The 18,865-nt window shown below is 49.8% G+C and carries 27 protein-coding genes; 3 read left to right on the forward strand and 24 right to left on the reverse strand.

Annotated elements, in window-relative coordinates:
* Positions 1 to 47: 47 nt before the first annotated feature.
* The 12 genes from ACEPPX_RS01545 to ACEPPX_RS01600 form a co-directional block, all read right to left on the reverse strand.
* Positions 48 to 1,091, reverse strand: a complete 1,044-nt coding sequence (locus tag ACEPPX_RS01545; protein ID WP_416622664.1) for a tyrosine-type recombinase/integrase — start codon at positions 1,089 to 1,091, stop codon at positions 48 to 50.
* Positions 1,088 to 1,297 (reverse strand): DUF4224 domain-containing protein, encoded by a 210-nt coding sequence (locus ACEPPX_RS01550; protein WP_416622665.1) that lies wholly within the window; start codon positions 1,295 to 1,297, stop codon positions 1,088 to 1,090. Before ACEPPX_RS01550 ends, ACEPPX_RS01545 begins: the two co-directional genes overlap by 4 nt.
* 34 nt (positions 1,298 to 1,331) lie before the next feature.
* Positions 1,332 to 3,608: a replication endonuclease gene (locus tag ACEPPX_RS01555; protein WP_416622666.1), complete on the reverse strand. Its 2,277-nt coding sequence runs from the start codon at positions 3,606 to 3,608 to the stop codon at positions 1,332 to 1,334.
* Positions 3,605 to 3,973 carry a hypothetical protein gene (locus tag ACEPPX_RS01560; protein ID WP_416622667.1) on the reverse strand — a complete coding sequence of 123 codons (369 nt, stop codon included), beginning with the start codon at positions 3,971 to 3,973 and terminating at the stop codon, positions 3,605 to 3,607. Before ACEPPX_RS01560 ends, ACEPPX_RS01555 begins: the two co-directional genes overlap by 4 nt.
* A 1-nt stretch (position 3,974) precedes the next feature.
* Positions 3,975 to 5,171, reverse strand: coding sequence for a DNA cytosine methyltransferase (locus tag ACEPPX_RS01565; protein ID WP_416622668.1), 1,197 nt, complete (start codon positions 5,169 to 5,171; stop codon positions 3,975 to 3,977).
* A 16-nt stretch (positions 5,172 to 5,187) separates the two neighbouring features.
* Positions 5,188 to 5,382, reverse strand: a complete 195-nt coding sequence (locus ACEPPX_RS01570; protein WP_416622669.1) for a hypothetical protein — start codon at positions 5,380 to 5,382, stop codon at positions 5,188 to 5,190.
* 89 nt (positions 5,383 to 5,471) lie between these two features.
* On the reverse strand, positions 5,472 to 5,696 hold the full coding sequence (locus ACEPPX_RS01575; RefSeq protein WP_416622670.1) for a hypothetical protein: 225 nt from the start codon (positions 5,694 to 5,696) through the stop codon (positions 5,472 to 5,474).
* A 5-nt stretch (positions 5,697 to 5,701) separates the two neighbouring features.
* Positions 5,702 to 6,088, reverse strand: a complete 387-nt coding sequence (locus ACEPPX_RS01580) for a hypothetical protein (protein WP_416622671.1) — start codon at positions 6,086 to 6,088, stop codon at positions 5,702 to 5,704.
* Positions 6,085 to 6,585: a hypothetical protein gene (locus ACEPPX_RS01585; RefSeq protein WP_416622672.1), complete on the reverse strand. Its 501-nt coding sequence runs from the start codon at positions 6,583 to 6,585 to the stop codon at positions 6,085 to 6,087. The genes ACEPPX_RS01580 and ACEPPX_RS01585 overlap by 4 nt, the downstream gene beginning before the upstream one ends.
* A gap of 64 nt (positions 6,586 to 6,649) precedes the next feature.
* Positions 6,650 to 6,961: an ogr/Delta-like zinc finger family protein gene (locus ACEPPX_RS01590; RefSeq protein ID WP_416622673.1), complete on the reverse strand. Its 312-nt coding sequence runs from the start codon at positions 6,959 to 6,961 to the stop codon at positions 6,650 to 6,652.
* On the reverse strand, positions 6,961 to 7,413 hold the full coding sequence (locus tag ACEPPX_RS01595; protein ID WP_416622674.1) for a YmfL family putative regulatory protein: 453 nt from the start codon (positions 7,411 to 7,413) through the stop codon (positions 6,961 to 6,963). The genes ACEPPX_RS01590 and ACEPPX_RS01595 overlap by 1 nt, the downstream gene beginning before the upstream one ends.
* A 44-nt stretch (positions 7,414 to 7,457) precedes the next feature.
* A complete protein-coding gene (locus ACEPPX_RS01600; RefSeq protein ID WP_416622675.1) occupies positions 7,458 to 7,643 on the reverse strand; it encodes a DUF1778 domain-containing protein in 186 nt (61 codons plus the stop codon).
* A 100-nt stretch (positions 7,644 to 7,743) separates the two neighbouring features.
* On the opposite strand from ACEPPX_RS01600, the gene ACEPPX_RS01605 reads away from it, so the two are divergent.
* The 3 genes from ACEPPX_RS01605 (at position 7,744) to ACEPPX_RS01615 (ending at position 9,617) form a co-directional block, all read left to right on the forward strand.
* Positions 7,744 to 8,508, forward strand: coding sequence for a LexA family transcriptional regulator (locus tag ACEPPX_RS01605; protein ID WP_416622676.1), 765 nt, complete (start codon positions 7,744 to 7,746; stop codon positions 8,506 to 8,508).
* Between the two features lie 65 nt (positions 8,509 to 8,573).
* On the forward strand, positions 8,574 to 9,038 hold the full coding sequence (locus tag ACEPPX_RS01610; protein ID WP_416622677.1) for a hypothetical protein: 465 nt from the start codon (positions 8,574 to 8,576) through the stop codon (positions 9,036 to 9,038).
* Between the two features lie 6 nt (positions 9,039 to 9,044).
* Positions 9,045 to 9,617: a BRCT domain-containing protein gene (locus tag ACEPPX_RS01615; protein ID WP_416622678.1), complete on the forward strand. Its 573-nt coding sequence runs from the start codon at positions 9,045 to 9,047 to the stop codon at positions 9,615 to 9,617.
* A 41-nt stretch (positions 9,618 to 9,658) separates the two neighbouring features.
* Here the strand turns inward: ACEPPX_RS01615 and ACEPPX_RS01620 are convergent, their stop codons facing one another.
* From ACEPPX_RS01620 to ACEPPX_RS01675, 12 genes are all read right to left on the reverse strand, one after another.
* Positions 9,659 to 9,904 carry a hypothetical protein gene (locus ACEPPX_RS01620; RefSeq protein ID WP_416622679.1) on the reverse strand — a complete coding sequence of 82 codons (246 nt, stop codon included), beginning with the start codon at positions 9,902 to 9,904 and terminating at the stop codon, positions 9,659 to 9,661.
* Positions 9,905 to 9,936: 32 nt separating this feature from the next.
* A complete protein-coding gene (locus ACEPPX_RS01625; RefSeq protein WP_416622680.1) occupies positions 9,937 to 11,118 on the reverse strand; it encodes a contractile injection system protein, VgrG/Pvc8 family in 1,182 nt (393 codons plus the stop codon).
* Positions 11,119 to 11,129: 11 nt separating this feature from the next.
* Positions 11,130 to 12,077 (reverse strand): hypothetical protein, encoded by a 948-nt coding sequence (locus ACEPPX_RS01630; protein ID WP_416622681.1) that lies wholly within the window; start codon positions 12,075 to 12,077, stop codon positions 11,130 to 11,132.
* Positions 12,074 to 12,400, reverse strand: coding sequence for a hypothetical protein (locus ACEPPX_RS01635; protein WP_416622682.1), 327 nt, complete (start codon positions 12,398 to 12,400; stop codon positions 12,074 to 12,076). The genes ACEPPX_RS01630 and ACEPPX_RS01635 overlap by 4 nt, the downstream gene beginning before the upstream one ends.
* 4 nt (positions 12,401 to 12,404) lie before the next feature.
* Complete coding sequence (locus ACEPPX_RS01640) at positions 12,405 to 12,857, reverse strand: phage tail protein (protein WP_416622683.1); 453 nt, start codon at positions 12,855 to 12,857, stop codon at positions 12,405 to 12,407.
* Between the two features lie 4 nt (positions 12,858 to 12,861).
* Positions 12,862 to 15,351 carry a phage tail tape measure protein gene (locus tag ACEPPX_RS01645; RefSeq protein ID WP_416622684.1) on the reverse strand — a complete coding sequence of 830 codons (2,490 nt, stop codon included), beginning with the start codon at positions 15,349 to 15,351 and terminating at the stop codon, positions 12,862 to 12,864.
* 218 nt (positions 15,352 to 15,569) lie between these two features.
* Positions 15,570 to 15,941 (reverse strand): phage tail assembly protein, encoded by a 372-nt coding sequence (locus ACEPPX_RS01650; RefSeq protein ID WP_416622685.1) that lies wholly within the window; start codon positions 15,939 to 15,941, stop codon positions 15,570 to 15,572.
* 56 nt (positions 15,942 to 15,997) lie between these two features.
* A complete protein-coding gene (locus tag ACEPPX_RS01655) occupies positions 15,998 to 16,504 on the reverse strand; it encodes a phage major tail tube protein (RefSeq protein ID WP_416622686.1) in 507 nt (168 codons plus the stop codon).
* Between the two features lie 13 nt (positions 16,505 to 16,517).
* On the reverse strand, positions 16,518 to 17,714 hold the full coding sequence (locus ACEPPX_RS01660) for a phage tail sheath subtilisin-like domain-containing protein (RefSeq protein ID WP_416622687.1): 1,197 nt from the start codon (positions 17,712 to 17,714) through the stop codon (positions 16,518 to 16,520).
* A 158-nt stretch (positions 17,715 to 17,872) separates the two neighbouring features.
* A complete protein-coding gene (locus ACEPPX_RS01665; RefSeq protein WP_416622688.1) occupies positions 17,873 to 18,124 on the reverse strand; it encodes a hypothetical protein in 252 nt (83 codons plus the stop codon).
* Positions 18,124 to 18,495: a hypothetical protein gene (locus tag ACEPPX_RS01670; RefSeq protein WP_416622689.1), complete on the reverse strand. Its 372-nt coding sequence runs from the start codon at positions 18,493 to 18,495 to the stop codon at positions 18,124 to 18,126. Before ACEPPX_RS01670 ends, ACEPPX_RS01665 begins: the two co-directional genes overlap by 1 nt.
* Positions 18,496 to 18,506: 11 nt before the next feature.
* Positions 18,507 to 18,865: hypothetical protein (locus ACEPPX_RS01675; RefSeq protein WP_416622690.1), on the reverse strand; the 359-nt coding region annotated here is incomplete at its 5' end.

Consider the following 18,865-nt stretch of genomic DNA (forward strand, 5'->3'; position numbering starts at 1 on the left):
GTTCTACATTTCCCCCTTTTCTTATCAAAAAAAATAGCCCAATCGGGCTATTTTGTTGGCGTTGTCAATCGACCTCTTCTGTTTCGGATGTAGTGCATAGTCATTGATTGGTTAACATGCCCTAGCAATTCTCTCGCGGCTTCTACGCCTTGCAACTCGTCTTTATCAGTTGCGGCTTTTGCCCTCAAGTCTCGGAATTGGAATTCTTGTTTAGCTACCTTTGCTTTTGCCCTCGCCCGATCCATACCACCGCGCAACATGTACACCGTTAACGGTTTTCCAATTAAACTTTCACGGCTACCCAAGTAAATAAATAAGTAATCATGTGGCACATCGCCACGCTCTTTTATTAAGCTATCGATTACGTCGCCTAATATTCCGATAATCTTAATTCGCAGCCGGGTTTTTACCTTGTTTTGTTGAATGAAAATTTCTCCGTCTTTGATATCTGACATTTTTATTTTTAAGCAGTCGGCCACACGCTGCCCAATAAGGTAAGCGATCAACATAACAAACTGAATATGCCTTTCCGCTTGGCCGTAAACTCGCCAAAATACATCATCATCTATATACACATCGCGGCCATGCTCTTTATTTCGGCTCACTCCTCTACATGGGTTTTCATTTGCCGTATACCCCCACTCTCTAGCCTTATTAAAAATGTGCGAAAACAGCGCGATTTCACGATTCGCCCTCACCTTAGCGGTTTTACTTCGCCAATCCAAATACTCACGGATATGTACAGGCTTAATCTCATTAATTGGCGCAGGCGGATCATTGAAAAAAGCCATCAGATTTAAAAGCTCTCTTGCATTGTCTTTTTGAGAGGCGACGCTTTTTGTAGGCACCACCTCGGCAAAATATCTATCAGCTACATACTTAAAAGTAGTAGCCTGATTAATTTGCTGCAACAGGCCGTCTGAATATTCGCGCTCATAATCCGCATATTGTTTAAGCGCAGCTAAAAAATCACTGCCAAGCGGCAGCCATTTACGCGGACTCTCACAAGTGTCGTAGTAGTAATATATCCGCCCGCTGCTTGTTTTTTTCTGCCTCATTCTCGCCGGCAGATGCTTTGTTACTTTTTTCATTTTGCTTTTTTGCTTTTCCAGCGACCGTCCGTTTGTGGTCGCTCTTTACTTGACACTCCCTCAATAACCGCCCGAACCACAATCGGACGGCCCGCTTGATTAATCATGCAAGGGATACCCATAGCCCGCAGCGCCTCAATTTGTTTGCCGTGCCTCTTATAAGCTGTTAACTCTTCAATTTCACCCGGCGATAAAAAAATACCCATCTTATTCCCCCACATCCAAATCAAAAACCATGATTTACAAATCCATTTCAATTTCCAAATCCGCCAAATCTTCGAGCCACGTCTCGACCGCTTCAATGCGCGCGCGGCTTTCCGCCCTTATTTGTGCAACTGTTTTGCCTTTTCCCGGCAATGGCAGCAGCCGGCGCAGCCGTGTTTTTCCAATATCCCCGACGCCGATCGGCTCCGGCGGTATTAATCCGCTAGGCTTACAGATTGCCGCCGATGTTTTTTGCTTCAAACCTGCTAACGATTTGACATATTGCCGCCACTCGCTGTCCTCTTCTTGTCTTATCAAATCGGCTTTAGCCTCTTCAATCGCGGCTTCGGCCTCTTCTTCAGTCAAGTGCCACGGTGTTTTTTTATCTAATTTTCGCTTCCCATTTATAAAATCAATGTCGCTTAAAGGAACCGGCTCACACCGACTAATAATTTCTTCGATTTCCTGCGCCGTATACACTTTGCCGGCTGGCAAATCGCGATTCGTACAGTTATTGACACAAGTCCAAGCGGCGGCTTTGCCGCCGTTAAAAACCGAAACCCATTCATGGATGCGACTAATCTTGTAAAGACCGGTAGCCTTTTCAATCACACCACGGATGGAATCCGCGCGCGGCTCTCCATATTTATTCTCGCCAACTCCGTCCTCCTTGTATAAAGCCAACGGCATTAATGCACGGCGGCCGCTATTTCCCATAATGGCGGTAAATTTTGCCCAATCGCCACTATCCGCCGCCATCGCAGCACGGACGATCACATCGTTATAATCATCTTCAGACACATCCAACCGCCTTAATTCCCGCCATACACTCACCGGCGCACCGCCAACCTGCTGGAACTGGCGGATTCCCCAAGTACTCGCCCACGCATACACACGCTCGGCAGTCTCGATAAAGCTCTCTTCTCCGGCCGCCTCATAATCATTACCGGCAGACTCGCCATCTTGCCGGCGCCCATCAATATTTTTAGCGATATACTTTGCGATATAGCCCGCCGCCGTACCCCGCTGCCAGTTAATATCAACAAAATCCACCCGACGGCTGGCTTTTTTACCTTTCCAATCCTTAAAATTTTGAGCAGCCCAAAAATCATCCTCGATTTTTATATCGGCCATAATTTGAGCAATTGTCGGGACTTTTTTTCCCGCCGGACGCATCCACTCACTCATAGCCTCTTGCCGCCGCCGCGCCTCTGCTCTTGCCTCGGATGCACTCCGGCAATATCTCAAATTTAGCTCGCCTCTATCCTCACGACATGCGTGCATTGCCAACACCTGCCGAAACCGTAGCCGATGTTTTGGCGACATAAAAAACAACCCATGCCAATGCGGGCAACCGTCATGATGCGGCTCTGCGATACGAAACCCGTAAAACTCTACTCCCTCACGCTTGAGCTGCGCGCGCACCCGGCTCCACACCTTTTGTAAATAAGCTGCAGCATCTCTCGGGCTTGAGTGGTCGTAGTTCGGATTCTCCTGACCGCCCTCGGCGTACGCCGCATGAAATCGGCTAGGACAGGTAATCGTTATAAATTCGCCCACATGCCCAACCCCGCGCGCCACCTCTTCAAACCCCGCGATACGCACCATCAATTCAGCCCGCCGGATTGCCGGATTAGCATTTGATTTTTCTACCAATTCCGACAAAGCAAATTCCTGGCCTAATTCATTCACCATATTTACGGCCGCCATCAAGGCGGCATTGCGCGCCCTACTTGCCCGCGCCCGGCTTACAGCCTCATTGCTCGCATACAACCCGGTCGCACGCGATACCAATCCGACATCTCGCAACGCCTGCTCCAATGCACGGGCAACCAAACGGCGGAACTGCCGACGCCAAAACAAATCATCTTGCAAGCGTGCATAAATGCCTTTGGGCGTTTTTCGCTCAAAAACCCGGGCCGTGTCGATACCCAACGCCAACGCCCGGCCAATTAGCTCCGGCAGACCAATGCCCAACTGCACCGCCTGCCTGAATTTTTCCGCCGTCTTTTCGGCAAAGTTCCGGATATCGATATCGGAGCTAGTGCCAAAAAGCCCGTCCGGCAAATTTGCAAAATAACCTACTGTTTGCGCCAACTCTGCCGCTGCCGCAGCCTCTTGCGGATCATCCGCCAAACCACGGCGCGGATTTTCAGACGGCCTGTTTGCGTGGCGCAAATATCTCGCCAACGCGCGCTGCTCAATCCGCGGCGGCAAATGCTTGTTTATAGCCCGCTGCAAATCAAAAGACGGCAACTGCCAGCGACCACACTCAAACAACTTTCCGCGTTGCAGATTAATCGCGTGCATCATGCCAACACCCCCAGCGGGATACCCGGCATCGGCTGCCAAAAGCTCACCGATTCCGCCCGGTACCGATATCCGTCCAAAGTCTGCCAAAACCCACCATCAAAAAAACCACATAAAACAACCGAACCGGCAAAAAATAAAACCTGCTCAAACGGCTTAGGCCGCCGCTCTCCGCAATTAACCCACCGAGCATTATCTTGGCGAACCGGCATATCTGCCCTGGCCTGCCAAGCATCCCACATCAACCCGGTAAACTGATTGACATACTGCCCATACTGGCCGTCGCGCGCCAAATCAAAGCGCTTATGCGCCCAATTCTCAAAATCCACACGCTCGCTGCGACCTGCCCGACTGTTTTGATACGCCACATCACCCCCCAATCGCCCGACTCACTCGAACGCCAAGCCATCTCATAACCGGCACAGCCATGCTGTTACCAATGGCCTTATAACGCAGGCCGTCCGGGCAATCTTCGGCTGGTTTCCCACGCCACGGTATGCGCGTGTGGTTGTCCGGGAATCCTTGTAACCGCTCGCACTCAATGGGAGTTAGCCGGCGTACTTGTTGATAAGTATCAGCTACGGCATGGACATCAGATGCCTTTAATGTATACATGATTCCATCATCAGACGCGCCCACCCCATTGCCGCCACTATTTTTATCAGGGTCTCTATTGATAATGTTGCCAGCAATTGCAATAACGTTTGTCATGCCGTTATGCTGGCAATCAAGCGTGTGTGCCTTGTCTGATACACAAGGGTCTTGTCGGCCGTTTATGACAAGTAATGTTTCGCTGCCGCCTTGGATAGCTCCGCCAGATGCCCTTAATGTTCCGCCGACTTTTGATTCACCGTACGCTCCAAAGCTGCTTTCAACAAAGGCGGTAGGGTTTTGCCTCTCTTCTTCGCCCGTCTCAAAATCCCCTCGCACGCGGTCGCGCTCAAAAAGTATTTCGGCGACGGGCAAGTCTCCAGCACTTGCCACAAGAAAGACTCTTCGGCGTCGCTGGGGCACTCCGAAAAATTGAGCGTCGAGGACTCTCCACGCGATTTTCCTAGATTGTCCAAACACAGCACCTGCGTTTGTCCACTTTTTCCCTGCCGGCTCAAGCGGCTGTTCTTCGCCAGCAAGTGCCGCCAAAAAACATCCAAATGCGTTGTCTCTTGTGGATAGCACGCCAGGGACGTTTTCCCACACCAAGATGCATGGCGGCTGCCCGGCTCTTGATCTAACAATGTCAATTGCATTCAAAATCCTCACTAATACAAGCGTTAAATTTCCGCGCTCGTCATCCAAACTGTTTCTTTCCCCCGCAACCGAAAATGCTTGGCAAGGGGTTCCGCCGACCAAAATATCAGGGGCGCTAATCTCGCCCGCTAAAATTTTTTCTGGCAGCTTTGTCATGTCGCCAAGGTTAGGAACGCTAGGCCAGTGATGCGCCAAGACTGCCGCCGGAAACGGATCAACCTCTGCAAACCAAGCCGGCCGCCAGCCTAGCTGCTCCCACGCCACGCTTGCAGCCTCGATTCCGGAGCACACACTGCCGTAATTGATCGCTTTATTCATTTTTTATTTTTTATCCTTACATAAAATAAGCCATTGGATATCCGCGCTGGCGGCGGATTTCGGCCATTGCGGCCGCAAAATTTCGCGCCGTAAACTTGATTTCAGGGCGGCCAAACAGCACGGCTTCCACATGACCCGACGCCGTTTTCACCACCCGGCCGATTTGTAAATCCTCACCCCACTCTTCATGATTCATAACTTTTTTAATCATTCTTCCAACTCCTTTAAATCCCGATAAACCACCATCAAAAGCCCTAATTCACAGGCCAACGCTTTTAAAAACTGTTTCATAATCCGCCCTCACCTTACCGCCTCGGCATCACCACGCAGCCGCTCAATGTCAGACATACCGCCATAAATCCGCTGCCACTCTGCCTCGCTGTTGTCGGTTTCCACCGATACCGTTACAGCCGCCGCTTCTGCCGCCGAAACCACAAGAGGGCGCTGCACCACCCAGGACAGCAGCACCACCGCTGCCGCTAAAACCAAATACAAATACTGGTAAAACTGTTTCGGTTCTTTCATTTTTATTACTCCAAAATTTCCCGCGTTAAAGTAACTACAATTCGGCCTTTATCCGGCATCCGCGCGTCAAAAACCGCGCTTTTCGATTCTCGAACCGATGTTTCTATCGCACCGCCGGCAGCAACTGCCCACTCTTCAATTACACGCTGCCCGATTACTTCGTCTTCATCCGTCTCTGCCGTTATCACGATTGCCGGATAAGTTACCCACCTCATAGACGGCAGGCACACACCCAATCCGGCTTTAATCGCATCATTGGTTAGCCGCCACAATTCATCCGATACGGCCAAATGTTTTTCCATTGTTTTTCTTACTTCTTCGGTCGCTTTTTCTGCGGCCCGCATGATTGCAAATTGCAAATCTGCTTTATTTTTAAATGTTTCGCCGCTCATGCCGCGCGCCCCCTCTTATCGCCTGATTGTTGCATTACCAACTTTTTTACTTCATCTGCCCGGCGGTCGTTGATCGCTTTAACCAAGCCCCGCCGTCTCAAATCCTCTCGTACCGCCGGCACGTTTAACCGCGCCGCTGCCGCATACGCCTCTGCACTGATACGGTCGATTTCCGCCAACAGCATCCCGACTTCTGGCAACAACAACGGCTTAATGCCAAGATCAAGATTGGCAATCAACACGTTAGCAGTGCGGACGGTTTGCTGGCTGTCCAACAGCAAGCCCGCCAACTCGCTCAACCCGTGGGCTTGCGCGTTGTTAAGCAACCGACCAACTTCCACACTCTCCGCCGCCTGCTCGCGCACCGGCTGCACCGGCAAATCCGCCGGTTTAACGGCTTTAGCCGCCAACAAACGGTTGATTTGCACCATCGCGCTGGCGTGCGCCTTGGTTTTGTAAATTCTTCCGCCATATTCAAATGATTGTTTTTCCTGCATTTTTTAATGCCTTTCAAAAAATTAAGGCGCAAAAAGCCCAACCCGTGCCATTTCGGCGCGGCAGTTAGATTAATGATTCTTGCTTTTCCGCCTCGATTTCGGCGGCGATTGCCTCGGCATAGATGTCATCTTCCGCCAATGGCGGCGCAGTTGTGCCATCAACAAACCGGCTTGGCGGTGATACTGTTCGTAGGATTTCCGTAACCGCCAGCCCCGTCCATCCGCAGATAGCATTGGTACAACGGATATAGCTCATACGGCTAAGTTTGGTTTGCCGCTCGCTCGCCCTTATCAGGCAACGGCTCTCGCAACACGGGCAGGCGATGTGAACTCGGAATCTATCCGGATCGTGTTGATTGCGGTTTTTAATCGGCATTATTCACCCTCCCGCGTGTAGTATTTCCGGGTGAGCGCAATAATGGCGGCAGATTGCCCGCAGATTTTGCGCTTAACGGCACGCAGCCGCTTTTCCTCAGCCGGCTTTAATTCACCGTCTTCAGTGGCTTTTTTCCACTCGCTGACGAGCAGCCCCACCGATTCCGAAAGCGACATAAAAACCGCTTGTATATCTTCTTCGGTTAAGTCTGCATCCGGCAATTTGACAAACACGCCGCCCGATTCGGCCGCTACCGCTTCGGCAAACGCGGTAGATTCCGCAAGCCGCTGCATCATCATGGCTTCTTCGATGCTTACGCGCTGCCCTTTGACTTCGTAGATTCTGTTTTCGAGGGCGGCCTTACTGCTCAAACCGAGCATAGCCGCCATCGTGGCGTAACCACCAGCCACACTTTGACACATTGATTTTATCGATTGCTTGATCGCATCCATGATTACCCCCCGTTATTCTTGGTTTTCCGCCGTCTGAAACGGGGTTAAGATGCACACATGATTTTTTTAGCAGCTTCCAACGCGCAACGACGTAAAAACGCGCTCACATTGCCATCCGTACTTGCTGCCGCAGCCTTAATCAGCGCCAGTTCATCTGGATTGTTGACAACTGTTTGAAGCACAGGAAAGCGCCGATATGTACGCTTTTCTTTGACATTTGTATCATTCATTGTAGAATAGCCTTTCTGCATAATATGCAATTGCAAATAATTGGACTCGACATCCGCATATTATTCGCATATTGCGTATTATGCAACGCATTTTGAGAATATGCTTTGCAAGGCGCTGATTTTGAATAAAATTAATTTTTTTGGCACTACCGCAGCAGATGTATTTGAACGCATCAAATATATATTAGGCGTATCTACGTCTAAAGAATTAGCGAACCGCCTACAGCTATCAGAATCAGGAATAAGCTCAGCTATAAAGCGCAACTCAATCCCTTATCAACTCTGCGCAGATTTAGCCAGCACCCACGGCATTCCTTTGGACTGGATAATTTTTGGCGATGTTGACGGAAACGCCCACATACGCGTATTCGACCCTTTATACTTTGATCGCGTCTATCTTCAAGCCGATTTTGATTCTCTACCTGAATTAGTTAAAAATTCTCAAACTGCAAATTTCATCTCTGTTGCACTTTACGACACGCCGGCCAGCGCCGGCAATGGTAGCTTTTTTGACGACGAACGCATCATCCAGCATGTACCTTTTGATGCCGCATGGCTTAAACGCGAGGGCCTATACCTCAAAAACTTGGCCTGCCTGCCAATCAAAGGCGACAGCATGATGCCCGGACTAATCGACGGCGACATCGTGCTTATCAATCGGGCGGTTACACGAGGCGACGGCGTGTTTGTGCTCCGCCTCGGCGATGCCCTGCGGATTAAACGGCTGCAATGGCTGGCCGACGGCCGTATCCGCATCAGCAGCGACAACAGCCTCTACCAACCCGAAACCATCGACCCGGCAGAACTAGCCGAGCAATTTGAGATTATCGGCTCATGCCATACAAAGATCAGCCGAGTTTCTTGAAACACAATGCCGTCTGAAATTATTTAGATTTCAGACGGCATTGTGTTTTTCAATAAGGGGAAAAAATGGAAGATTACAAGCTTAATATTATTAATTTTATCGACAAAAACCAAAGCGGAATTGAGGCACTTTTATACATTGCATATCCCAAAAAACAACGCAAGAATTGGATAAGGCGGCGGCAAATAGAAAAATTTATCTTGCGCGAAATCGGTGCCGATACTTTATCTGAGCAAATCGCCGAAATTGAATCAGAATCTGAAAACTATAATAATCTATCGGCACGCGGCGAAAAACTCCAACCACTATTTGATTTTTTAAAAGATAAATTAAACAATTTGTCAGTACCTGAAAATCATAATGTTTATATTTCAAAACTCAAAATTGCCCGCCAAAAATGCCCCCGCCTTCTATCTACCATGTTAGCAACTGCTGGAGCAATAGTAGTTTACGGAGCATCAAATAATCCCACCCATAACAAAGCACAAATAAAACTTGTACACACCATGAAAAAAGAATGGTTGGAGTAGGCTTACATGGAAGCTTATAAATCTTTAGCTATCGAGCTATTTAAAGATGTTGATTTCTCACAATTTGGAAAATTAATTACTTTTGAATATAACGGCTTTATCCGGCCTGTAGTATTAAACGGATTAAATAAAAAATATCTTTGGGGATATTGTTTAAAAAGATGGGTAATTGATAACGATAAATGCGAACGGCTTTTTAATTTTGAAGTAATAGGAAATAGCGGGATAACCGATTTATCAGACGGACAACATTATACATCCCGCGCTTTTTATGAAAAATATCTACCGCTGTATTATCCCGACCGAAAATTCGGATACTCTTTTAAAGATTTATATGGCAAACCTCAAATTTACTTTACCGGATTTCCGGCCGCAACCAAAAAAGAAATGGAATCAAAAGCCTTAGCCGCCGGAATGTGGGTAACTTCCGACATGACTGAAAATATGGCTTATCTTGTTTGCGGGCCTCGCGCAGGACAAAAAAAGATTGAAAAAGCACGAACAATGGATACCGTATTATTAACCGCCGATGGTTTTGAAACCTTATTGCAAACCGGCGAAATATTAAGGATCGAGTAAAAACAAAGGCCGCCTGAATTTCAGACGGCCTTTTTTATTAATTAAACAAAACTCAACCAAGAAAAAAGCATCAGCGCCGGCAACCCCAATGACAAAATCACGGCAACCGTAGTAAAGCCCCATTTTTTAGCCTCTTTATCTGCCTGCCTTGGCGTTTCCACCAACCCGCGACCAACTACCCAATGGCGCCGCCACACACCTACCATCACGCCGACACTTGCCGCACCGATAAAAACCAGCCATATCGCCACGCTGAAAAATTTAAAAGCGGTCGTTATTCCGTCCATCACTCCCCCTAAAAAATAATTACAGTTACAATTTACCCTAAATCCAACAGGCTCTCAAGCTCAAGTGTCGAGGTGTATCCCTCGTTTCCTACGCTGTGGGTAATGCGCGCCACCAGCCATTTTTCGTTGTCTATTCCGTCTTTAAATCCGCTAACATTTACAGGGGTTTCCGGGTAAATATCCGGACGCCCGGCGGCCAAATTAATTTTAAATTCTGCCGCGCCTCGTTTGATGCGCTTAAAGGCAGCACGCGCGCCGCTTTCGGCGGCCTGCTTACTTGCATACAAATGCCTCAGCGTTTTTATTTTCAAGCCGTCTGCCGATACAACTTTGGTTACATTAACTACCTTGGTTGTGGTTTTATGTGTTTTCCCATCTTTTCGCTTGGTTTTATATTTCTTGGTAATAGTTTGTGTTTTTTTAACAGGCACCACATTATCTTTATTGATAATAACCTCTTCTTTTTTACCTGTTTTTTTATCAATGTAATAGGCACGCACAGCGTTGTAAGCCTCGGTATTGCTATAAGTAAAGCTGTGATTATCACCACTTCGGCGGGTTAACTCTACCGCCGGCACGGGTTGCCCGGATGCGGTTTGCGCCCGGCCTTTAGGCATAAACAACAGTAATCCGTTTTTAACGGTAGCGATCGCGTCGTGCAAATTTGCCAGCCGCGTTAAAAAGCTGGCATCACTCTCACTGGTTTGGTCGATATGGCTGATTTGGGTTTGTTTGTAGTCTTCGGCAATTCGGTATTGGTAGCCGTGCCGCTTAGCTATCTGCTCAACGATTTGATACAAAGTTAACTTATGCCAGCTTTTCTCCTGCTGCTCGGCAAGCGTATCGGCTAAATCTGCGGCGCGCGCGGTGATGCTTAATTTATCCGGCGCGCCGCTATGGGTAAATTCGGACATTTTAAACTCGCCCTTATACACGACGCCGGTTTCGTGGTATCCCAACCAACATTTTATTTTGCTGTCCAACGGTGGGATACCGACGCGACCGTCGGTATCGTCTAACTCTATCGTTAATTCGTCGGCCTCAAAGCCGCGATTATCGGTAAGCTGCACACTGATAATCCGGCTCATGGTACCGCTGCCGAAAGGCTGCCCGTTGATTTGCAGCATCACAGCCGGCGTTAAGTGATTGCCGCTTGACGTAATAGCGTTAAACAGCTTCGCAGCGGCCGCCTGAATATCGGATAAATTAAGCACCTAAGCTACTCCTACTCGATAATGCCGGCACTAAAAAACACTCCCTGAATCGATGCCGCATAATTTGAGCCAATCTGAAACCCGGTAGCGGTTACATTGCCTTTATACTGCAAAAACACCGATACCGACTGAATATCAACTTCGATATTTATATAATTCGGGCGCCGCTCGAACGGCCGAGGAAAGTTAATCTGTACCCATTGTCCATTTTGAGGCACTGTCTGAAATTCCGAGCGCGGAATGTATCCGCTCTGCCAATCTGTGAATTTAGGCAGTGCGCCGATTTTATCAACAGCGACCGCGGCTGATTGTTCGGCCGCTGCGGCAGATGATGCGGCTGTCGATGCCGACCCGGCCGCCTGCATTGCTGCCGCAGATGCGCCGGCTGCCTGCTGCTCTGCGGCTTGGGCATCGGCCGCCGCCGTAACTGCTTTAGCAGCGGCAACATCGGCAGACAAAGCCGCCTGATTGGCATTATCCAAGGCTTGCCCTGCTGATTCTGCCACCGCCGTTGCTTTTTCGGCGGCCAATGCTGCAGATTGCCCGGCAGATTGTGCAAGCACACCCGCCCGCTGCGATTCTGTCGCCGCTGCCGCTGCAAGCTGTTTAGCAGCAACAGCGGACAGATTGGATTCTTCTGCGCTTTGTCCTGCGGCATCTGCTTTTTCAGCGGCCGTGCTGGCAGCCGCAACGGCCGCCGCCGCCGCATCCTCTGCTGCTTCTGCCCGGCGGTTGATTTCTGCGGCCACTTCGGGCGAGATACTTTGTCCATCCCTGCCTACTGCTCGTATGCCGCTATCTTTGCCGTTAATTATCCATGTGCCGGTATCGCTGATTTTTGGCAGCAGCAAAAAATAATTGTTGGTTTCGATTTGTACCGGTACCGCCGCTCCGTCGGTGATTAAAACGTCTATCACGCCAGCGTCTACCTGCTCGACATTAATTATCTCTTGACTCATCGCGTAACTGCCTCCACCAACATCACCAACCCGCGCACAACCGGCACTTGCCGGCCGTGCTGCATCTTAAACATGTCGTAAACGGCCTGATTCCATGTTGCATCACGGGTATCGTCAGGCTCAAATTTAACGGTAACGTCCAAGCCATTTACGGTGATATTTCCGGCCGCCGTGCTTTTTTCAATTTCCTCGCCGCTATCCGCGGCAATCCTCATTTTAAAATCAGCGCCCGAAAAATCGGCACCCGCAGGCAGCGTAAACCTGAAAATCTTGTCTGCATGGGCATTTCCGTAAAGCGTAAAAACTTTAAAGGGGATATTCATTTTTTTAAACTCCCACCAGCGCGCGCACCATACCGACGGCCAAACCCAACGCCTCACCGCGTAGCCCGAACGGCTGGTCTGCTACTTTTTTCAAGGTCATGCTAAAAGATATGCTGCGCGCTTTGCCGTCATACATTAAATTACTTTGTTTATTGCTTATGCTCTCAATAACGTAGCTACCCATAAAGCGGCCGTTGCCGCGTATCAGCGGCCAAGGGCAGCCCATATCCGCCATATGTTTTAAAACCTCAATACTCAAATCACCGCCCGTTATTTCTGGGCGCAGCTCGGCATTGATAACAATGGTTTGAGCATCCCGGCCCGTGTATTGACTAGGCGGATTATCCGTGCCGATCGTAGCCTGTGTAGGATGCCGCCAACCGTTGCTTTCTTCCCATTCTTGGGCTGGGATTGTTTTTGTGATAAATACAAAAAATCCTAATACTGCCAATGCCATATTATTAATCCTTGTCCTGCATTAATCCGCGATTACGCCGGGCAGCGGCGGCGGCGTGCCGCTCCAACTCGCTGGCAATGGCCCGACCTATACCCTCGCCGTTGCTGCCCGCCGGCACATTGACGGTAATATAATAATTATTACCACCACCTCCGACCGCCGCTCCGGCAGCCGCACGGACAGGCACAGCCCCTGCCAGCGCGAACGGCGCGGGCGCAGTATTTCTCGGCAGCATAAAATCAACACCGCGCCGCAACATATCCAACCCGCCACGTCGCAGCCGCTCGACAAATTGCCAACCGCCAAACCGGCGTACATCGCGCTGGCTAAATACCACCTCGCCACGGTGGACGGTTCCGGCCGGCTCGTTTACGCCGCCCGCCCCGGTATAACCACCGCTTGAATAACCTTTTCCGGCAGCAGGCATTGATCCGCCGAAACCTGTAACGCGCTTTAAAGTGCTCCAGGCGCTCATGGCGGCTTTCTGTAATTTTTCAAAATTTGCAATCAACCCGCCAATTACACCGATCGGCCCGGTAAATGCTGCAATCAGCGGGTTGTCTTTAAACACGGATTTAAGCCATTGCCAGCCTACCGACAATGCGTTTTTAACCTTATCCCAATGGATATATAACAGCACCAAGGCGGCGACGGCTGCCGTAACCGCCAAACCTATCGGATTCATTAGCAGCAAACGGCTCAATATTAATATTCCGTTTTTCATCATTCCGATCATGCCCACTACGCGCGAGATGCCTGCAGCAGCATTTACTAAGGCCAAATTCATCCCGGCAATGGGCAGCAGCACGGCAGCAACTGCGGCCGCCAAACCGCCAACCGCCAGCGCACCGATACCGATTACGGCAGCGGTTTTCATGATGCCACCCACCAGCGCGGGATTAGCGGCCTGCCACCTTGAAAACATATTAATCAACGCCACCCCTTTATCGAGTGCCGGCCCAATGACATCAAACAGCCCGCGCCCCAAGCCTGCGCCGGCGTTAAATAATCCGTTTTTAAATACCTGCCATTTCGAGGACATAGCCGTCATGCGGGTTTCAAATTCCCGCCCCATGCTGCCGATGGCCTCTTCGCTATTTGCCAATTCGATTTGCCGGCGCCACTCTTCTGTATTGGCAATTAAGCCTGCAAAAACTTTGTTATACTCGCCGCCCGCCAAGCCTTTAAGCAACCCAGCTTGCTCTTCTTTCGGCATTTTTTTAACCGCTTCGATAATCGACATAACCGTGGTTTGAGCATCTTCAACCATTCCTTTTTGGACGGCTCGCGCATCCATACCGATGGCCGCAAGCGCATCTTTCACGGGTTTCATCTCGGGCGCTGTCGAAAGTCGAGTAAAGAGAGAGGAAACCGCACCGGCGGCAGTTGATTCATCCGCCCCAGCGGTTAATAAGGTCGACCCTAATGCTGCTACGTCTTTTTCGCTGATTTTTGCCAAGCCCATCGAGCCGGACACACGATTCATATAATTGATGATGTTCTCGCCTGACGATATCGCATTATCATCAAGATAGTTAATGACATCGGCCAATATACGGCCCTCATCCGCAGACAATTTAAAGTTTTTCTGTATTCTTCCCAGATTTTCAGCCAGCGCTTGAGGATCGGCGGAATCAAAGGCAGTAGCCGACTGTGCGGCCACTCGGACATAATCCGCCAACTGCTCCCGTGGCACATCCATCCGCGCCCCGGCGGCGATCATCTGCATAATTTCCACCGTCGTCATCGGCAGTTCGCTGGATAGACCGCGGATTTCTTCGCGCATCTTGGCAACTTCGGCATGATTGATGCTATTGTCGGCATTTTTCAGCGCGCCGACTTGTTTGACGATATCCAACATCGCGTCTTCTTCGGTCATCGCTGATTTTACGGTAACGCCAACACCGCCTGTTACAGCCATCCCGGCAGCGGTAGCAGCTACGGCAACGTTTTTTAGCTTCCCCGTTGTCTCTTGCGCGCGCGCGTATTGTTTTTGCGCTTTGCTTTGCCGCTCAAGCGCGGCGGTTTGACGGGCAATCTCGGCGGTAGTTTGTCCGATTTTTGCTTTAGCCGCAGCTTGTGCATCAGCAAAATTACGGGTATCAAACCCGCCGGCTTTCAGACGGCGCGACAATGCTGCCGCTTCGTCCGCCAGTTTCGTTTTTTGGGCTGCGGTTTTTTGGCTGGCTTTTTCGAGCTGCTCCATCTGCCGCATCTGCTCCCGCGTAGGTTTTCCCGACGCCTTAATTTCGGCTGATAGTTTGCCTATGGTATTGTCCAAGCGAGCCAACTCGGTATCGGCAGCTTTGATTTTCTGCTGATAATCCGACCATTTTCCGGCATCGCGCAAGCTGCGCTCCAAATCACGGACGGCTTTTTGGTTTTTCACCAATTCGGCCGCCATGCCGTTGCCTGACTGGCGGATTTTATCTAATGCTGCGCTTGCTTTATCCTGCGCGGATAAGATAATGCGCATCACCAAATCTTTAGCCATTTAAACCCCTCGCATGGCGGCCGCCATTTCGTACCGCTGCCGCTGTCTTTTTATCGCCATGTCCGTCCACCTTATCAAATCAGCCAAACTTAAATCAGCATAGGCCGTGCGGCCGCCGCCAAATTCAGCGGCGATTTGAGCCACGCAATCGTCGATGTGGACAAAGTATTCCAGTCCGTTTTCTGCGGCCGACTCCCACACCGATGGCGCGGCGGCGATTATTCTGGCGACGTCGCTGCATCTGATTCTGACGCCTTGAGGTAGCCGGCCTCTTCCAGTGCTTCCATCATTTCCGCCTTGGCTTTCGGCGGCGCGGAAAAAAAATCCAAAGCGGCATTTAAGGCACGGGCATCATCCATAGACAAACTCATATATTCGCGCCGAGTAATTTGCGGGCTGGTGATTTTATGGATCACTTTTTGCACAGTGTCTGTATGTTTGAGATTAACCAACTCTTGACTTAGCCCCTCTAAGTCGGCGACTACCGGCGCGCGCAGCGTAATGGTGTGATGCTCGACGTCGCCGCGCTTAATGGCGGCCGACAAGGTAACTTTTACGGTTTTATCGTCTAAAATTTGGATTGTTTGCATGGTTTTATCCTATTCAAAACAGGCGGCACGCGGCCGCCAAATATATATTATTGAGGTTACAAGCCAAGGCGGCGGCGGCGATCAGCGCGCAAATCTTTATCGCCGATTTGCAGCTTGCCACCTAAAGCATCAATTTCTAAAATCGGTTTGCCGTTAAGCGTTTCGCGCCAATATACCAACTGCATTTTAAATTTAACTTCGGTATCATCGCCTTGCTTGTCTGTACCGTAATCCACCTCGGTAATTCGACCGCGCGCCTCTCCGACCAACTCTCCAAATTCACTTTCGTCTTCTGACTCCAGGCTACCTTGATAACGGATAACCTTACCAGCCACCGAGCCACCCATCTCTCGGATAACTTCCGCTGTATAACCGCCGGCGGTAAACTCAAGCTCCAAAGATTCCAAACCCTGTTCGATTTGGACATCAACATCAAAACCACCCGGCCGGTATGCCTCGGTTTTAAATGAGATTTTCGGACGGGTAACATCAACCACCAGTCCATGCAGATTTAACCCCTCAAAGAATAAGTTAAACCCTTTAACTTTCATGGGTAATTTCATTTTATTTATCCTTTTAAACTGTGGTGGCTTTAAAATCGCTGGCGAACGCTACGGTTTTTTCTACCAAGTTAACAATAAATGTATCCGTAACGTGTTGCGCTAATTGCAGATTTTCCAGCGGCGGCACGGCTGTAAACTCATAGTCAAAACGGAAAATACCATTAGATACGCGGGCCTTATCATTTAACGCCTCATCAACATAGACGCGTCCACCCAACAGGCGACCTTGACGCACATACTCCGCCAGCTTGGCATTAATTCCAAATCCGATATCACGTAATAAGCTCGGGTGCATAGGCTTATCCAATGCCCAACGGTAGCTGCGGGCAATCGTTTCGCGCACCGTTTGCGCCGAACGCACAGCCACCTCGAAAGCGTACATCGGATCGGTCGAGCAGGTGCGGTTGCCCCAAGCATAAAATCCGTTATCACGGATTAAGGTTGTAATATCGCTATTATTCAGCGTGTTGGCATCACAGTTTTTATCCAATAAATCAAATGTTCGCGGTTTATCAACCGCAATCACACCGTTTACGCCAACATTAGAAATTGACTTATGCCATCCGGTTTCTGCGTCGATTTTCGCACGCAAGCCAAGAATACGCTCGATCGTTGACTTTTCTGCTTTGCCGGTGGCGCCGTTGTATGCCATAAAGTCGTTATCGATCAACATAATTTCGCGCTGGCTGAAATTTTCGCGGTATGACGCCACCTCTGTTAATTCTGCCGCTCCGCCGGCAGAGGCATAACAAAAAGCATTTAAGGCTTGAGCAACAGTAACTAGCTCGGTGGCTACCTCTTGCCCGTCATAATCCGGTACGCCTAAAATTTTAGGTGTGTAACCCGTGATTGCCGGCGCGCGTCGTAATGCGTGCAAGCCGGTAAAACCACCCGAAGCCGATCCAATAATGTTACTTTTAAGCGTTTCCGGCTCGTCGCTGTGCGGTACACGCACAATCACGGCTTGCGCGTCTGCTTGATCGGATATGCCGTCTAAAACCTTAGCCAAGTTCCCTTTGCTTCCAGCCTTATCGATCGCGCGGTAAGTGCTGGTTACAAAAACCGGTTTATTTACCGGAAATGTTGCGGCGTCGGCATCATCTGCCGTAGCCACAATGCCGATAATATTGGTTGAGATATCCGAGATAGCACGTACGCCCTCAGTAAACTCCAAACTTGATATGCCGTGATGACGGCTTGCTTTTGCCATAATACTGCCCTCGCGCGGGTTGGTTATTCAGATTTTTTCGTGATGCGATATCAAAGCCTTATCATTACAAGTAGTTGATATATTTGCTATCTATTTCCAAATTAAGGGATTTTTTTACAAAACAAAGGCCGCCTGAAATTCAGACGGCCGATTTTTTCTTAATTTTTTAGACTATCCGGCAAATGCCCGCGATGCCGTTCCATTTTATAAGCTCCAGCACAGTGGTCGGCTTGCCACCAAAACAGACCGTTAACCACACGGCGCGCAATCAGCCAGCGGCGGCGTGGTTTAGCCGCCAAAACCGCCCCGCGATGGATGCGGCTAGACAGCGTCTCATCGGCATAGCCGCCAAGCAAAGCATTAGCCAGTTGGTCGGCTGCAATCAGTACAAAACGTATATATCTAGCCATCAGGCAGCCTCGGGATGTGTAAACTCGATAACGATTTTATCAAGTGCGTCCTGCGTTTTAGCGGCCTCGATTTTTGCCTGTAACGCTTGCCGCTGCCCGGCAACATGAGCGGTAAGCCGCTCATAAGCCAAAGCCTTACGCAAGGCAGCGGCCTTGAGCTTGGCGGCGTCCATACCGCGACTAGCCGCGATCTGGTCGAGCAACGGGGTTGCAGCCGCCTTATCCGCTGCCCATGCTTTAGCTTCGGCGGCCTGCAAAGGCCAAGACTGCCGCTCAAATTTAGGCACATTGTCGGCATCAATCGCACGATTGATAAACGCCTCGGCAGCAAACGCCAACTCGGCAATCATAATTGCTTTTAATTCATTCATTTTTTTGTCCTTTAGACCGACACAATCCGGCTGATATACACGTCATCGCCAACGGCTACCCATGCAGGGGCGGCAACTCCAAGATTGATACGCTCGTTATCAGCACTAGATACCGTACCCCATTGCACTTCACCAGATGCACTCTCGATACCGATAATATCGCCCGCTTGCAACAATACACCGCCGAGTGATCCGGCAGTAACTACCACATAATCAGCCCCGAAGCTGCTCACGCGCGTACGTATATGCACATCGACATGCGCGCGGCCGGTTTTATATTGGATAACCTGACCCTGATAACCGATGTACTGTGTCGGTTTTCCCGTTGTCTGGATATCCTGTCGTTGCAATAGTGTGCGTGGCCGCGCTG

The sequence above is a fragment of the Neisseria sp. S1 genome (assembly GCF_048060015.1).
GTDB lineage: Bacteria > Pseudomonadota > Gammaproteobacteria > Burkholderiales > Neisseriaceae > Neisseria > Neisseria arctica.

Bases quoted from the DNA above. Each gene is read 5' to 3' on its own strand.
- ACEPPX_RS01635 (WP_416622682.1), bottom strand. From the start codon at position 12,400: ATGAATATCCCCTTTAAAGTTTTTACGCTTTACGGAAATGCCCATGCA.
- ACEPPX_RS01665 (WP_416622688.1), bottom strand. From the start codon at position 18,124: ATGGCTAGATATATACGTTTTGTACTGATTGCAGCCGACCAACTGGCT.
- ACEPPX_RS01605 (WP_416622676.1), top strand. From the start codon at position 7,744: ATGCTTTGCAAGGCGCTGATTTTGAATAAAATTAATTTTTTTGGCACT.
- ACEPPX_RS01660 (WP_416622687.1), bottom strand. From the start codon at position 17,714: ATGGCAAAAGCAAGCCGTCATCACGGCATATCAAGTTTGGAGTTTACT.
- ACEPPX_RS01600 (WP_416622675.1), bottom strand. From the start codon at position 7,643: ATGAATGATACAAATGTCAAAGAAAAGCGTACATATCGGCGCTTTCCT.
- ACEPPX_RS01610 (WP_416622677.1), top strand. From the start codon at position 8,574: ATGGAAGATTACAAGCTTAATATTATTAATTTTATCGACAAAAACCAA.
- ACEPPX_RS01670 (WP_416622689.1), bottom strand. From the start codon at position 18,495: ATGAATGAATTAAAAGCAATTATGATTGCCGAGTTGGCGTTTGCTGCC.
- ACEPPX_RS01650 (WP_416622685.1), bottom strand. From the start codon at position 15,941: ATGCAAACAATCCAAATTTTAGACGATAAAACCGTAAAAGTTACCTTG.
- ACEPPX_RS01595 (WP_416622674.1), bottom strand. From the start codon at position 7,413: ATGGATGCGATCAAGCAATCGATAAAATCAATGTGTCAAAGTGTGGCT.
- ACEPPX_RS01655 (WP_416622686.1), bottom strand. From the start codon at position 16,504: ATGAAATTACCCATGAAAGTTAAAGGGTTTAACTTATTCTTTGAGGGG.
- ACEPPX_RS01570 (WP_416622669.1), bottom strand. From the start codon at position 5,382: ATGATTAAAAAAGTTATGAATCATGAAGAGTGGGGTGAGGATTTACAA.
- ACEPPX_RS01640 (WP_416622683.1), bottom strand. From the start codon at position 12,857: ATGGCATTGGCAGTATTAGGATTTTTTGTATTTATCACAAAAACAATC.
- ACEPPX_RS01545 (WP_416622664.1), bottom strand. From the start codon at position 1,091: ATGAAAAAAGTAACAAAGCATCTGCCGGCGAGAATGAGGCAGAAAAAA.
- ACEPPX_RS01630 (WP_416622681.1), bottom strand. From the start codon at position 12,077: ATGAGTCAAGAGATAATTAATGTCGAGCAGGTAGACGCTGGCGTGATA.
- ACEPPX_RS01585 (WP_416622672.1), bottom strand. From the start codon at position 6,585: ATGCAGGAAAAACAATCATTTGAATATGGCGGAAGAATTTACAAAACC.
- ACEPPX_RS01620 (WP_416622679.1), bottom strand. From the start codon at position 9,904: ATGGACGGAATAACGACCGCTTTTAAATTTTTCAGCGTGGCGATATGG.
- ACEPPX_RS01550 (WP_416622665.1), bottom strand. From the start codon at position 1,297: ATGGGTATTTTTTTATCGCCGGGTGAAATTGAAGAGTTAACAGCTTAT.
- ACEPPX_RS01555 (WP_416622666.1), bottom strand. From the start codon at position 3,608: ATGATGCACGCGATTAATCTGCAACGCGGAAAGTTGTTTGAGTGTGGT.
- ACEPPX_RS01615 (WP_416622678.1), top strand. From the start codon at position 9,045: ATGGAAGCTTATAAATCTTTAGCTATCGAGCTATTTAAAGATGTTGAT.
- ACEPPX_RS01590 (WP_416622673.1), bottom strand. From the start codon at position 6,961: ATGCCGATTAAAAACCGCAATCAACACGATCCGGATAGATTCCGAGTT.
- ACEPPX_RS01565 (WP_416622668.1), bottom strand. From the start codon at position 5,171: ATGAATAAAGCGATCAATTACGGCAGTGTGTGCTCCGGAATCGAGGCT.
- ACEPPX_RS01575 (WP_416622670.1), bottom strand. From the start codon at position 5,696: ATGAAAGAACCGAAACAGTTTTACCAGTATTTGTATTTGGTTTTAGCG.
- ACEPPX_RS01645 (WP_416622684.1), bottom strand. From the start codon at position 15,351: ATGGCTAAAGATTTGGTGATGCGCATTATCTTATCCGCGCAGGATAAA.
- ACEPPX_RS01580 (WP_416622671.1), bottom strand. From the start codon at position 6,088: ATGAGCGGCGAAACATTTAAAAATAAAGCAGATTTGCAATTTGCAATC.